A 14,094-nucleotide genomic window follows, 5' to 3' on the forward strand; every position below is an offset into this window, starting at 1 on the left:
AGATGTCGCATCCGGCGGCCCCACCTTGACCCTTCCGCACCGCCTCGGCACGGTGACAGCGCGGTCACCGATCGCGCCGCCGTGCGGCCGCCGTGATTGAGTTGGGCCCGTGCTCCGGCGGGCCCGGGGGTTGGCAAGGTCACAGTTCGCGGGCTTGAGAACCGGGTACGCGCTGTGTGTACTGGCGAGTAATATCGAGAACAGGGTGCTGGTTCAGCGACGGACCGGACCGTAGGACAAGCAGTAGGAGAGCCGGCGTGAGCTTGAGGATCGTTGTCTGTGTGAAGTACGTGCCCGACGCCACCGGCGACCGGCACTTCGCCGAGGACCTGACCACCGACCGCGAGTCCGTGGACGGCCTGCTCTCGGAGCTGGACGAGTACGCGGTTGAGCAGGCCCTCCAGATCTCCGAGGAGGCCGACGACGCGGAGATCACCGTGCTCACCGTCGGCCCCGACGACGCGAAGGACGCGCTGCGCAAGGCGCTGTCCATGGGTGCCGACAAGGCCGTACACGTCGAGGACGACGACCTGCACGGTACGGACGTGCTGGGCACCTCGGCCGTGCTGGCCAAGGCCATCGAGAAGACCGGATACGACCTGGTCGTCTGCGGCATGGCCTCCACCGACGGCACCATGGGCGTGCTGCCGGCGATCCTCGCCGAGCGCCTGGGCGTGCCGCAGGTGACGCTGCTCTCCGAGGTCTCCGTCGCCGACGGCAAGGTCAGCGGGCGGCGCGACGGCGACACCGCGACCGAACAGCTCGAAGCCTCGCTGCCGGCCGTCGTCTCCGTCACCGACCAGTCCGGGGAGGCGCGTTACCCGTCCTTCAAGGGCATCATGGCGGCCAAGAAGAAGCCCGTTGAGTCCCTGGACCTGGACGACCTGGACATCGAGGCGGACGAGGTCGGACTTGAGGGCGCCTGGACCAAGGTCGACGACGCCACCCCCCGCCCCGCGCGCACCGCGGGCACCGTCGTCAAGGACGAGGGCGAGGGCGGCAAGCAGCTCGCCGAGTACCTCGCGGGCCAGAAGTTCATCTGAGGCCCGACCGAGCGACGCCGCCGACCGCACGCTGACCCGCCCCACCTTCCCGCAGGAGCAACCCCATGTCTGAAGTCCTTGTCTACGTCGACCACGTGGACGGTGCCGTCCGCAAGCCGACCCTCGAACTGCTCACCCTGGCCCGCCGCATCGGCGACCCCGTCGCCGTGCACCTCGGCCCCGGCGCCGACGAGGCCGCGAAGACCCTCGGCGAGTACGGCGCCGTGAAGGTACTGGCCGCCGAGGCCGGCGAGTTCGCCGACTACCTCGTCGTGCCGAAGGTCGACGCGCTCCAGGCCGCGTACGACGCGGTCTCGCCGTCCGCCGTGCTCGTCCCGTCCTCCGCGGAGGGCAAGGAGATCGCCGCCCGCCTCGCGGTGCGCATCGGCTCCGGCATCATCACCGACGCCGTCGACCTGGAGGCCGGTGACGAGGGGCCGGTGGCCACGCAGTCCGTCTTCGCCGCCGCCTTCACCACCAAGTCCCGTGTCAGCAAGGGCACTCCGGTCATCACCGTCAAGCCCAACTCCACCTCGCCGGAGGCGGCTCCGGCCGCGGGCGCGGTCGAGCAGCTGTCCGTCTCCTTCGGTGAGAAGGCGACCGGCACCCGGATCGTCTCCCGCACGCCCCGCGAGTCGAGCGGGCGCCCGGAGCTGACCGAGGCCGCGATCGTGGTCTCCGGCGGCCGGGGCGTCAACGGCGCCGAGAACTTCCACATCATCGAGGAGCTGGCCGACTCGCTCGGTGCGGCCGTCGGCGCCTCCCGGGCCGCCGTCGACGCCGGCTGGTACCCGCACTCCAACCAGGTCGGGCAGACCGGCAAGAGCGTCTCCCCCCAGCTGTACATCGCCACCGGCATCTCCGGCGCGATCCAGCACCGGGCGGGCATGCAGACGTCCAAGACGATCGTGGCCATCAACAAGGACGCCGAGGCCCCGATCTTCGACCTCGTCGACTACGGCATCGTCGGCGACCTCTTCGAGGTCGTGCCGAAGCTGACCGAAGAGGTCAAGACCCGCAAGGGCTGAGCACCCCGAGCCGTTCCGGCCCGCTCCCGGCCTCAGCGCCCCGCCCCCGTACGCCGACGCGTGCGGGGGCGGCGCGCGTCGGTCCGCCGCCGCACCGAGTCCGGCGCCGTACGGCCGTCGTCGCAGGCACTCCGTGTGGTTGACCTCCCGTGACAGCCGCGGATAGCTTCGGACTTCATTCAACGAATTGTTGATTCCGCTTGACGGAAGAGGAGGCCGGTGTGTCCGAGGACCGCGCGGTGGCCACGAGCCTGGCGGAGAGCGTGAGCGCGGAGATCGCCGCCCGGCTCGCCCCCGTCGACCGCGAACTGGCCCGCCGCTACCCGGGCGAGCGCGCCACCCGCCAGCCCGTGCACACCGTCTACGTACCGGCGGACGCCGTCTCGCCCGGGACCGTACGCGCCTGGGGCGAGCAGGCACGGGAACTGCTCGACGAACACGCCCCGGACGCCGCCTCGTTCGCCACGGTGCTCGGACTGCCGTCGCAGCTCGCGGACCCTGTCTACGACCGCGTGCGGGCGAAGCTGGAGCGCGAGCCCGTCGAGGACCTGCGCATCGACTTCGAGGACGGCTACGGCCTGCGCCCCGACGCCGAGGAGGACACCGCGGCGGCCCGCGCGGCCCGGCTGGTCGCCGCCGCCTGCGAGGAGCCCGGCGCACCCCCGTACATGGGCATCCGCATGAAGTGCATGGAGGCCGGTGTGCGCGACCGCGGGATCCGCACCCTCGACATCTTCCTCACGGGCCTGATGGACGCCGGCGGTCTGCCCGGCGGGCTCGTGCTCACCCTCCCCAAGGTCAGCCACCCCGAGCAGGTCGCGGCGATGGCCCGGCTGTGCGGGGAGTTCGAGAAGGCCCGCGGCCTGCCCTCCGGGCGCATCGGCTTCGAGATCCAGATCGAGACCACCCAGTCCGTCCTCGGCGCGGACGGACGGGCCACCGTCGCCCTCATGATCGACGCCGCCGGCGGCCGCGCCACCTCGCTGCACTACGGCACTTTCGACTACAGCGCCGCGTGCGGTGTGAGCGCCGCCCACCAGGCCATGGACCACCCCGCCGCCGACCATGCCAAGGCCGTGATGCAGACCGCCGCGGCGGGGACGGGCGTGCGTCTCTCCGACGGTTCGACGAACATCGTCCCGACCGGCACGAGGGAGCAGGTGCACGACGCATGGCGGCACCATCACGCCCTCGTACGGCGGTCGTTGGGCCGCGCCTACTACCAGGGCTGGGACATGCACCCCGGCCATCTGCCCACGCGCTACGCCGCCGTCTACGCCTTCTACCGCGAGGGCATGGAGCGCGCGGCGGCGCGGCTGGCCGCCTACACCGGCAACGCCGGCGGTGACGCCGCGGTGATGGACGAGCCCGCCACGGCCCGCGCGCTCAGCAACTACCTGCTGCGCGGCCTCGATTGCGGTGCGCTCTCGGCCGGCGAGGTCGCCCGGCACTCCGGGCTGACGCGGGCGGAGCTCGACGGTCTCGCCGGTCGTACGGCGGAGGCGGAAGTCGACTCGGGCCCGTAGTCTGGCCCTTCGGTACGCGACGATGGGTCCGGGACGACCGGTCCGGGGCGATCGCCTCGCGGCACGTCGGCGCGCGACTAACGCGGCAAAGGGGACGGGTAGTGCGGACACCGGGGGAGCAGCCGCCGGAGGGCGGCGGAAGAGACAACACCGGGCCGGCGGAGGTGGGCCGGATCCTCGCGGGCCGGTACCGGGTGACGGGCCGCCTCGGCCGCGGCGGCATGGGCGTGGTCTGGCGCGCCGTCGACGAAGTGCTCGGCAGGGAGGTCGCGGTCAAGGAACTGCGGACCTTCACCGACGCGGGCAGCGGCGAACTGGACGATCTGCGCACCCGCATGCAGCGCGAGGCGAGGGCCGCGGCACGCGTGCGGCACGCGGGAGTCGTCTCCGTCCACGACGTCGCCCAGCACGAGGGCCGGCCCGTCATCGTGATGGAACTGATCGAGGGCCCCTCGCTCGACGACGTGCTGCGCGAGCGCGGCACGGTGGAGCCGCAGGAGGCGGCAGCCATCGGCGCGAAGGTGATGGACGCCCTCGCCGCGGCCCACCGCGCCGGGGTGCTGCACCGCGACGTCAAGCCCGGCAACGTGCTGCTGGAGAACGGCTCCGACCGTGTCGTGCTCACCGACTTCGGCATCGCCGCCGTGGAGGACCCGGACGACGGCTCCAGTACGCAGCTGACGGGGAGCGGCGAACTGGTGGGCTCCCTCGACTACTTGGCGCCGGAGCGGGCGCGGGGCGAGGCACCGCGCGCCGCGTGCGACGTATGGGCGCTGGGGGCGACGCTCTACGCCGCGGTCGAGGGTGCCGTGCCCTTCCGCCGCACCTCGACGTGGTCCACGCTCAACGCGATCGTCGTCGAGCCGCTCCCCGAGCCGCTGCGCGCCGGGCCGCTCGCCCCCGTACTGGCCGAGCTCATGGAGAAGGACCCGGACAAGCGGGCCGACGCGGAGCGTGCCACGGCGCTGCTGGAGGCCGTCGCGAACGGCACGGCCGCTCCCTCGGGCCCCTCCGAGACGATGCGGCTCGGGAAGGTGGAGCCGGGAGCGGGGCCGGGCCAGGGTCAGGGCGACGGGCCGGGCCAGGGACAAGGCCAAGGAGCGGGACAGGCGGGTTCCGGGCCGGGGCAGGCCGCCGGGGCCGGAGCTGCCCAAGGCGCCGCGGCGCAGGGGCAGTTCGGGCCGCAGCCGCCCGCGGGGGCCGCTCCCGGCGGTGCCGGGCTCCCTCAACACCAGATCCCTCAGCCCTCGTTCGGCGCGCCGCCGGGACAGGCGCCGGCGGCCCCACCCGTGCCCGGACTGGGGGTGCCGCCCGCGTCCGGCGCTCCCTCCGGCGGTCTCGACGACGACACCGACAGGCACACGGTCCGCACGCGCGGGGAGCGTGCGGGCGGGCGCCGCCGCGCCGTCATCGCCGCCGCGGCGGCCGCGGTCGTGCTGGCCGGTGCCGGCGCGACGTACGCCGTGATGTCCGGCCCGGCCGACGACTCCGCCCGAGCGGGCGGAGGTTCCGGCGAGGGCAGGTCCGCGGGCGCCGGGGAGCAGAAGGGCAAGGGCGGCAGCAGCGTGCCGGAGAGCGAGGGCCGGACACCGCGCGGCCACGAGAGCGCGGACGGCGAGCCCGGCGCCGCGGCGGGCGGCTCCGACGACGTCAAGGGCGACGAAAGCGGAAAGGACGGCGGAGGCGGCTCGGGCGAGTCCACGGGCGGCGCGGACTCCGGCGGTACGGACGGCTCGTCCGGCGGAGGGGACGGCGGCAGCACGGGCGGCACCGGCGGGGGCGGCGCGCCGCCCCCGGAGCCGGTCTGCCACCCCAGCGGCGGCGGAAAGTTCGACTGCACCGTGTGGAAGACGGCGACGTCCTACGACGCCGCGCACAAGCCGGTCGGCCAACTCAACGCCGGGACCAACTACTTCTTCTGCCAGGCCAAGCTCTCCCACCGCGAGACGTCCGGCCGCTGGACGAACGTCTGGTGGGCGAAGACCGACGACGACAGCGGCAACAAGGGCGTGTTCGTCAGCGACGTCTACATCAAGGGCGGCGACAACGACCAGCCGGTGCCGGGACTTCCGGTCTGCTAGGCGTACGGCGTGTAGCCGTACGGCGCGGCGGAGCCGAGGACGCGGACGGCGAAAGCCCGCTCGTGCGGGCGCGGGACCTGCGGGCGCGGGACCTGTCGCCGCGGTGACGGCCGGACTCCCGGTGGCCGTCACCGCGTTCGGCGGCCGGGCTCCCGGCGGCAGTCCCGTCCGGCGGCGGCCGTGAGCAGCCGTCCGCCAACGGCCGTCAGGCGGGCGGCAGTTCGCCCGAGCCCCGGGCGATGAGCCGGGTGGGATGCGTCGTCAGGCGCGGCGGGTCGTGCGCGCCCTCCAGCCGCCGGAAGAGCAGGCCGGCCGCGGTGCGCCCCAGTTGGGCCGGGTCCTGCGCGACGACGGTCACCGGCGGCGAGAGCATGTCGGCGAGTTCGAAGTCGTCGAAGCCGACGAGCGCCACGGGCCGCTCCAGTTCGGCCAGCACCCGCACCAGCGTGACCGTCACACGGTTGTTGCCCGCGAAGACGGCGGTGACGGGTTCGGGGCCGCCCAGCATGCGCTCGGCGTCCGCCCGTACGCGCTCGGGGTCCGTCGCGCCGGGCGCGAGCCAGCTCGCGTGCACCGGAAGGCCCGCATCGGCCATCGCCGCCTCGTAGCCCCGGATGCGTTCGTGCGCGGTGTGGATGCGGGGCAGGTCGCCGATGAAGCCGATGCGCCGGTGTCCGTGCGCGATGAGGTGGGCGACGCCCTCGCGGGCGCCGGCGAAGCTGTCGACGAGCACCTGGTCCGCCTCGATCTTCCCCGGGGGCCGGTCGACGAAGACGGTGGCGACCCCTGCGGCTATCTCGGGCTCCAGATAGCGGTGGTCGTCGCTGGCCGGGACGATGACGAGGCCGTCCACGCGGCGGGCGCACAGCGCGAGGACCAGTTCCTGTTCGCGTCCGGGGTCCTCGGCGCTGGAGCCGTTGATGAGCAGGGCGCCGTGAGCGCGGGCGACCTCCTCCACGGCGCGGCTCAGCGGCGCGTAGAAGGGGTCGGCGAGGTCTTCCAGTACGAGCCCGATGCTGGCGGTGCGCCCCTTGCGGAGGATGCGCGCGCTGTCGTTGCGGCGGAATCCCAGAGCGGTGATCGACTCCTGTACCCGGCGCTCGGTGTCGGGGGAGACCCCGGCCTCGCCGTTGACCACTCTGGAGACGGTCTTGAGTCCGACGCCGGCGCGGGCGGCGACGTCCTTCATGGTGGGCCGGGTGCCGTAGCGGGCCCCGGACGTGCGGACGGCGGCGGAACGTGCGGTGTCGGGCACGGCTCTCGGATCCCCCTCGTGGCGTGGAGCGGCAGCGAGCAGCATAGCTGTCTCGCACAGCAGTCTGGACAACGTTGTCAGAAAACGCCAGACTGATCCCTCGACCGTTCCCGTCCGGGGGCGGGTCTCCGGCCCCCTCCCCGGGAGTACATCACCCATGCACACGGACCTCGTCGCGGCCCTCGACATCGGCGGCACCAAGATCGCGGGCGCGCTGGTGGACAGCGGTGGCGAGCTGCTCGTACGGGCGCAGCGCCCGACGCCTCCCGGTGGCGACGGCGAGCAGGTCATGTCCGCGCTGTACGAGGTCGTCGACGAGCTGACAGAGTCGCCGCTCTGGCCAGACGCCCGCACGGTGGGCATCGGCAGCGCGGGCCCGGTGGACGCCAAGGCCGGCACCGTATCTCCCGTCAACATCCCCGGCTGGCGCGAGTATCCGGTGGTGCGGGGTGTCCGCGAGCGTACGGGCGGACTGCCGGTGACCCTCGTCGGCGACGGCGTCGCGATGGCGGCGGCCGAGCACTGGCAGGGAGCCGCGCGCGGGCGTACGGACGCGCTGTGCATGGTGGTCTCCACGGGCGTCGGCGGCGGCCTCGTCCTCGGCGGCGAACTTCACCCGGGCCCCAGCGGCAACGCGGGCCACATCGGTCACATCAGCGTCGACCTGGACGGCGACAGCTGCCCCTGCGGCGGACGCGGCTGCGTCGAGCGCATCGCAAGCGGTCCCAACATCGCCCGCCGCGCCCTGGACCGGGGCTGGCGGCCGGGCCCGGACGGCGACGCCTCCGCGGCGGCGGTCGCGGCGGCGGCTCGGGCCGGCGACCCCGTTGCCGCCGCGTCGTTCGAGCGGGCGGCCCGCGCGCTGGCCGCCGGCATCGCCGCGACGGCCACGCTCGTCGAGGTGGAGATAGCCGTCGTCGGCGGGGGAGTCGCGAAGGCGGGGGAGGTGCTCTTCGCGCCGCTGCGGCGGGCGTTGGGGGAGTACGCGACGCTGTCGTTCGTGAAGGGGCTGGAGATCGCACCGGCGCAGATGGGCACCGACGCGGGCCTCATCGGGGCGGCCGCGGCCTGCCGCGACCTGGGCGAGCGCTGAGGAGACGCAACCCCGGGCTCACGGGTACGCGCCCGTGCGCGGTGCTGCGGGACCGTCACAACGCGGGAACTGTGCCCGCACGCCCGACGAGACGGCGCTCCGGCTCCCCGCGGGCCGTGCCTATGCGCCGGGCACCGCGACGGCGCGTGCGTACTCCGTGGGCGGGAGTCCGACCGTGGACGTGAAGTCCCGTACGAGGTGCGCCTGATCGCTGTAGCCGAGCTCGCCGGCCAGCCGTGCCCAGTCGATGCCGGGGTCCCCCGCGGCCTGCTCCAGCGCCTCGTGGATGCGGTAGCGCAGGATGACCCACTTGGGGCTCACGCCCACGCAGGAGGCGAAGAGCCGCTGGAGCGACCGGACCGACACCCCCTCGCGGCGGGCGAGTTGCTCGACCCGCGTGATGCCGCGGTCGGTCCGTACGAGGTGTGCCAGCTCCATCGCGTGCCCGGCGGCGGGGTCCGGCTCGGGGCCCAGGCCGAGCAGGAAGGCGTCCAGCGCCTCGACCCGCGCGTCCTCCTCGTCCGGCGAGAGCACCTCGCCCGGGACGCCGCCGGTCGCCGGGAAGACCGCGTCCAGCGGGAGCCGGCGGCCCGTGAGCCCCGCCACGGTCCCGCGTCCCCGGCGGGCGAGGAACGGCCGGAACCCGCCGGGACGGAACTGGACGCCGCACACCCGGCCCGTGCCCTCCAGCGTGATCGAGAACAGACCGAGGCCCACGCCCGCGACCTCGCCGCCGGGCGGCCCTGAGTCGCGGCGCTGGAAGACGACGTTCACCGACGGGTGCGGCACGACCTGCGAGAGATAGGGCTGCTCCAGGTCCCAGTCGATCAGCCAGTAGTGCTCGACGTACGGGCGCAGCGGCGCGGCCGACGCGCGGCGCCGGAAGCGCACACGGGAGAAGAGCTCGGCGGCGTCGACGATGCCCCTGGTGTCACGGCGGGGCACGTCGGGGCCGTAACGGTCCGCGGCGTCACGGGGGTCCTGGCCATGCCCCGGGCCCCACTCGCCGTGCTCTCCGCGCCCGGCGCTCTCACCTGCCATGGCGGCGATCCTATGCCGGTGCGGGTGTCGCGTTTCTTCAAGCCGGGGCACCCGTGGCGGCCATAGCGTTCCGGACATGACGAATGAGATCTCCCGGCTCCTGGACGGCGCCGCCCGCCATGCCCGCCCCGTCATCCGCGGCGTGCGGGACGCGCAGCTGTCCGAGCCGACACCGTGCAGCGAGTACGACGTAAGAGCCCTGCTCAACCACCTCTTCCATGTGGTGGTGAGCTTCCAGGCCCTCGCCGCGAAGGCCACCGCGGACTTCACCACCACCCCGGACTACGTGGGCGACTGGGGGGACGGCTGGCGGGCGCGCTTCGACACGGAGACCGCGCGCCTCGTCGAGGCCTGGTCGGCACCGGGAGCGCTGGAGGGCCACTCGCAGGGCATGGGGCTGCCGCAGCGCACCGTGGGCGGCATGGTGCTGGGCGATCTGACCGTGCACGCGTGGGACCTCGCCCGTGCCACCGGCCAGGACTTCACACCGTACGAGCCGAGCTTCCCGGTGCTGCTCGAAGGCTGGAAGGAACTCGCCCCGACGGGACGGAAGATGGGCGTCTTCGGGGAACCCTTCCCGGTTCCGCAGGACGCCTCCGACCTGGACGAGCTGCTCGCCCTCAGCGGCCGTGACCCGGGGTGGCGCCCGCCTGTGACGGCCTGACCACTCGACCCTGGCCGTCGACTCCTCGATCCCCTCTGCCCCGAGCCCATCCGCTCCCTCGATCACCCCTTTCGCCTCCGCCGCCGTGCCTCCACGGGTGCCCGCGGGCCCGTACGGTGTGGCCGCGCCGTGCGGGACGTGGTGAAATCCGGCGCCTGCGCCGGGGTTTTGCGACGGCGCCGCCCCCGCGCGTTTCCGTGGCAGGGTTGAGCGGGCAGCGTGAAACGGGGGGCGACGGCAGAGGGGGAACCGACGTGATCGTGTGGCTCAACGGCGCCTTCGGCGCGGGCAAGACCACCGCGGCGCACGAACTCCTGGAGTTGATACCGGGAAGCACCCTGTGCGACCCGGAGCTGATCGCCACCGGGCTGAGATGCATGCTCCCCAAGGAACGCCTCGCCCAGGTCGACGACTACCAGCAACTCCCGTCCTGGCGGCGCCTCGTGGCCGACACCGCCGCGGCGCTGCTCACCGAGGTGCCGGGGCCGCTGATCGTTCCGATGACGCTGCTGCGGCAGGAGTACCGTGACGAGATATTCGGCGCGCTGGCCGCCCGCCGGATACCCGTACGCCATGTGCTCCTCCACGTGGAGGAAACGATCCTTCGGACGCGTATCGATCAGTCCGTGGACAACGACGGCCGGCCGGACCGCAGTTGGTGCCGCGGGCAGCTGCCCGCCTACCGGGCCGCGCTGGGCTGGCTGACCGCGGACGCCCACACCGTGCACACCGCCGGGCTGACCCCGCGGCAGACCGCGGAGGAGGTGGCCGGGGCCCTGCGCGAGGGCGCCGGAACCCTGGAGATCGTGCAGACGCCCGAGCCGACCGCCGAGACCGTCGCCGCGGGCGTCCTGCTCTTCGACGAACAGGACAGGGTGCTGCTCGTCGACCCGACCTACAAGCCGGGCTGGGAGTTCCCCGGCGGCGTCGTCGAACCCGGCGAGGCCCCGGCGCGCGCGGGAGTACGGGAGGTCGCCGAGGAACTCGGCCTGCGGCTGACGGCGGACCCGCGGCTGCTGGTCACGGACTGGGAGCCGCCCCGTCCTCCCGGGTACGGAGGCATCCGCCTCCTCTTCGACGGCGGACTCCTCGACGCGGCCGAGGCCGACCGGATGCTGCTGCCGGGTGCGGAGCTGCGCGGCTGGCGCTTCGTCACCGAGCACGAGGCGGCCGAACTCCTGCCGCCCGTACGCATGGAGAGGCTGCGCGGCGCGCTGCGCGCCCGCGAGACGGGGCACCCCCTCTATCTGGAGGCGGGCGTCCCCGTGGGCGACCACGGCGGACGCGACGCCGCGTAGGTGCGGCGCGGGGCGCCGCCCGCAGGCGGCCGCCGGCGACGGCCGCCTGCACGTGCGTGCGCCTCCAGGCGTCAGGCGCGCTCCGCGTACTCCCGCAGGAAGAGCGCCTCGGCGACGGACAGCCGCTCCAACTCCTCTGGCGAGACGCTCTCGTTGACGGCGTGGATCTGCGCCGCGGGCTCGCTCAGCCCGATGAGCAGGATCTCCGCCTGCGGATAGAGCGTCGCGAGGGTGTCGCAGAGCGGAATCGAGCCGCCCTGCCCGGCGATCTGCATCTCCTGTCCGTCGTACGCCGCGCTCATCGCGTCGGCCATCGCCCTGTACGCGGGGCTCGACGTGTCCGCGCTGAAGGGCTGGCCCTGGCCCGTCCGTTCGACGGTCACGCGCGCACCCCACGGGGCGTGCGACTCCAGATGGGAGACGAGCAGCCGCGTCATCTCCTCCGTGTCCGCGCCCGGCGGCACGCGGAGGCTGACCGAGGCCCGCGCCTTCGCGTGCACCGACGGCGTGGCGCCGACGACGGGCGGGCAGTCGATGCCCAGCACGGTCACGGACGGCTGCGCCCAGATGCGGTCCGGCACGCTTCCCGCGCCGATGAGGCCGACACCGTCGAGCACGCGCGCGTCCCTGCGGAAGTCCTCCTCCGCGTACGGCAGACCGTCCCAGCGCGGGAAGGGCTCCACGCCGTCGACGACGGTGCCGCCGTCCGAGTCGCGCAGCGAGTCGAGCATGCGGATGAGCGCCGCCAGCGCGTCCGGTGCCGCGCCGCCGAACTGGCCCGAGTGGAGGTTGCCCTCCAGCGTCTCCACCGTGACCTGGAGCCCCGCCATTCCGCGCAGCGAGGCCGTCACCGTCGGCATGCCCGTACGGAAGTTGCCCGTGTCGCCGATGACGATCGTGTCGGCGGCGAGGAGTCCGGGGTGCGCCTCCGCGTACTGCTGAAGTCCGCCGGTGCCCTGCTCCTCCGAGCCCTCCGCGATGAACTTGACCGTCACCGGCACTCCGCCGTCGGCGCGCAGCGCCCGAAGTGCCAGCAGATGCATGACGATTCCGCCCTTGCAGTCGGCCGCGCCGCGCCCGTACCAGCGTCCGTCGCGCTCCGTCAGCGTGAACGGCGGCGTGTGCCAGGCGCTTTCGTCGAGCGGCGGCTGCACGTCGTAGTGGGCGTAGAGCAGCACGGTCGGGGCGCCCTCCGGCCCCGGCAGCAGACCGTAGACGGACTCGGTGCCGTCCGGGGTGCCGAACACCTCGACGTCCTCGAAGCCTTCGGCGCGCAGCGCGTCCGCGACCCAGCGGGCCGCGCCCTCGCACTCGCTCTTCGGAAACTGCTCGGGGTCGGCGACCGAGCGGAACGCGACCAGCTCGGCCAGCTCCGTGCGTGCACGCGGCATGAGGTCGGCGACGGCTGCGGCGACGGCGTCGGAGCCGGCTGTGCGCTCGGATGCGGGGCCTTCCCCGCGAGCCGGACTCAGTGTCATGGAACGCTCCTTGTGGGCGCGGTGTCCGGCCGTACCGCTGCGGAGGCCGTGTGCGGCGCGCGCGCAGGGAACGTGCCGGGAAGTCGATGATGATCCTCCCACAGGGGAGGCGGACACAGCGGCGCCGTAGGATGCCACCGGCCATGCAAAGCCGAGGTCGAGCGGAGCGGAAGCACATCGTGAGCAGCGAGGACGCAGCCGGGGCAGAGGGCCGGAACGAGGGCGGGAGCACGCAGGAGTCCCGGGGCGAGGAGCCGAACCGGCCGGAGGGCGGGGGCAGTTCGGACGCGTCCGCCGGTGCCGGGGACACGAACGGCGCCGGAGCGCCGGCATCCGCCCCGGCCGGCGAGGAGTCCCTGAGTGCCGACGCGGACGACCCGGTCTGGGACGTGGTCGTGGTCGGCGCCGGGCCCGCCGGTGCCTCGGCGGCGTACGCGGCGGCCGTGGCCGGACGCAGAGTGCTGCTCCTCGAAAAGGCCGAACTGCCGCGCTACAAGACCTGCGGCGGGGGCATCATCGGCCCCTCGCGCGATGCCCTGCCGCCCGGCTTCGACCTGCCGCTGCGGGACCGCGTGCACGCCGTGACCTTCTCCCTCAACGGCAAACTCTCGCGCACCAGGCGCTCCCGGCAGATGCTCTTCGGTCTGGTCAACCGCTCCGAACTGGACGCTTCCCTGGTCGAGCACGCGGTCAAGGCGGGCGCCCGGGTGCGTACGGGCGTGACGGTGACCCGCGTCGAGCAGCACGGAGCGTCCGTGCCCGACCGCCGCTCCGTCGCCGTGGTGCTCTCCGGGCACGAACGGCCGGTGCTCGCCCGCGCGGTGGTCGGAGCCGACGGCAGCGCGAGCCGGATAGGCGCCCATGTGGGCGTGAAGATGGACCAGGTGGATCTGGGGCTGGAGGCGGAGATCCCGGTGCCGGCGAGCGTCGCCGAGGACTGGGCGGGCCGGGTGCTCGTCGACTGGGGCCCGCTGCCCGGCAGTTACGGATGGGTCTTCCCCAAGGGCGACACGCTCACGGTCGGTGTGATCTCCGCCCGGGGCGAAGGCGCCGCCACCAAGCGCTACTTGGAGGACTTCGTCGGACGGCTCGGCCTCGCCGGTTTCGAACCGAGCGTCTCCACGGGGCACTTGACCCGCTGCCGCGCCGAAGACTCGCCCCTCTCCCGGGGCAGGGTGCTGGTCTGCGGGGACGCCGCGGGGCTGCTGGAGCCGTGGACGCGCGAGGGGATCTCCTTCGCGCTGCGCTCGGGCCGGCTCGCGGGGGAGTGGGCCGTACGGGTCGCCGAGGCGGCCGACGCCGTGGACGCCCGCAGCCAGGCCCTCAACTACGCCTTCGCCGTGAAGGCGGGGCTGGGCGTCGAAATGGGCGTCGGGCGGCGCATGTTCAACGTCTTCTCGCGCCGCCCCGGCATGCTGCACGCGGCCCTCACCGGCTTCCGCCCCGCCTGGAACGTCTTCGCGCAGTTCACGCGGGGCGCGGTCTCGCTCGCGGAGGTCGTACGGACGAGCCCGATGGCGCGCCGCGCGCTGGACACGCTGGACCGCCCGTAGCGGCGGCGGCGCGGCCGGCCTTCCCCGTGGGGGA

At 73.9% G+C, this 14,094-nt stretch carries 11 protein-coding genes; 8 read left to right on the forward strand and 3 right to left on the reverse strand.

Annotated elements, in window-relative coordinates; genetic code table 11:
* The first annotated feature begins 257 nt into the window (after positions 1-257).
* The 4 genes from QQM67_RS11100 to QQM67_RS11115 all read left to right on the forward strand — a co-directional run bounded on the left by QQM67_RS11100 (position 258) and on the right by QQM67_RS11115 (position 5,678).
* The gene (locus QQM67_RS11100) at positions 258-1,043 is read left to right on the forward strand and encodes an electron transfer flavoprotein subunit beta/FixA family protein (protein WP_314173526.1); all 786 of its coding nucleotides are present in this window, start codon (positions 258-260) and stop codon (positions 1,041-1,043) included.
* A gap of 65 nt (positions 1,044-1,108) precedes the next feature.
* Positions 1,109-2,071 carry an electron transfer flavoprotein subunit alpha/FixB family protein gene (locus QQM67_RS11105; RefSeq protein ID WP_314173527.1) on the forward strand — a complete coding sequence of 321 codons (963 nt, stop codon included), beginning with the start codon at positions 1,109-1,111 and terminating at the stop codon, positions 2,069-2,071.
* Positions 2,072-2,292: 221 nt separating this feature from the next.
* A complete protein-coding gene (locus QQM67_RS11110) occupies positions 2,293-3,597 on the forward strand; it encodes a DUF6986 family protein (protein ID WP_314173528.1) in 1,305 nt (434 codons plus the stop codon).
* Between the two features lie 101 nt (positions 3,598-3,698).
* The gene (locus QQM67_RS11115) at positions 3,699-5,678 is read left to right on the forward strand and encodes a protein kinase domain-containing protein (protein WP_399066176.1); all 1,980 of its coding nucleotides are present in this window, start codon (positions 3,699-3,701) and stop codon (positions 5,676-5,678) included.
* 205 nt (positions 5,679-5,883) lie between these two features.
* On the opposite strand, the gene QQM67_RS11120 is transcribed toward QQM67_RS11115, so the two are convergent.
* Complete coding sequence (locus tag QQM67_RS11120; RefSeq protein WP_399066179.1) at positions 5,884-6,933, reverse strand: substrate-binding domain-containing protein; 1,050 nt, start codon at positions 6,931-6,933, stop codon at positions 5,884-5,886.
* Positions 6,934-7,090: 157 nt separating this feature from the next.
* Between QQM67_RS11120 and QQM67_RS11125 the strand changes: the two genes are divergently transcribed.
* Positions 7,091-8,026: an ROK family protein gene (locus QQM67_RS11125; protein ID WP_314173529.1), complete on the forward strand. Its 936-nt coding sequence runs from the start codon at positions 7,091-7,093 to the stop codon at positions 8,024-8,026.
* Positions 8,027-8,146: 120 nt separating this feature from the next.
* Here the strand turns inward: QQM67_RS11125 and QQM67_RS11130 are convergent, their stop codons facing one another.
* Complete coding sequence (locus QQM67_RS11130) at positions 8,147-9,067, reverse strand: helix-turn-helix domain-containing protein (RefSeq protein ID WP_314173530.1); 921 nt, start codon at positions 9,065-9,067, stop codon at positions 8,147-8,149.
* 76 nt (positions 9,068-9,143) lie between these two features.
* Here QQM67_RS11130 and QQM67_RS11135 point away from each other — a divergent pair, with 76 nt between their 5' ends.
* Positions 9,144-9,731 (forward strand): TIGR03086 family metal-binding protein, encoded by a 588-nt coding sequence (locus QQM67_RS11135; protein ID WP_314173531.1) that lies wholly within the window; start codon positions 9,144-9,146, stop codon positions 9,729-9,731.
* Between the two features lie 254 nt (positions 9,732-9,985).
* The gene (locus QQM67_RS11140; RefSeq protein WP_314173532.1) at positions 9,986-11,029 is read left to right on the forward strand and encodes an NUDIX hydrolase; all 1,044 of its coding nucleotides are present in this window, start codon (positions 9,986-9,988) and stop codon (positions 11,027-11,029) included.
* Between the two features lie 71 nt (positions 11,030-11,100).
* Here the strand turns inward: QQM67_RS11140 and QQM67_RS11145 are convergent, their stop codons facing one another.
* Positions 11,101-12,507, reverse strand: coding sequence for a dipeptidase (locus QQM67_RS11145; protein ID WP_314173533.1), 1,407 nt, complete (start codon positions 12,505-12,507; stop codon positions 11,101-11,103).
* Positions 12,508-12,863: 356 nt separating this feature from the next.
* On the opposite strand from QQM67_RS11145, the gene QQM67_RS11150 reads away from it, so the two are divergent.
* Entirely contained in the window at positions 12,864-14,060 is a 1,197-nt protein-coding gene (locus QQM67_RS11150; protein ID WP_399066372.1) for a geranylgeranyl reductase family protein, read from the forward strand.
* Positions 14,061-14,094: the final 34 nt, after the last annotated feature.

Source organism: Streptomyces winkii (assembly GCF_032248595.1).
GTDB classification, from domain to species: Bacteria; Actinomycetota; Actinomycetes; order Streptomycetales; family Streptomycetaceae; genus Streptomyces; species Streptomyces winkii.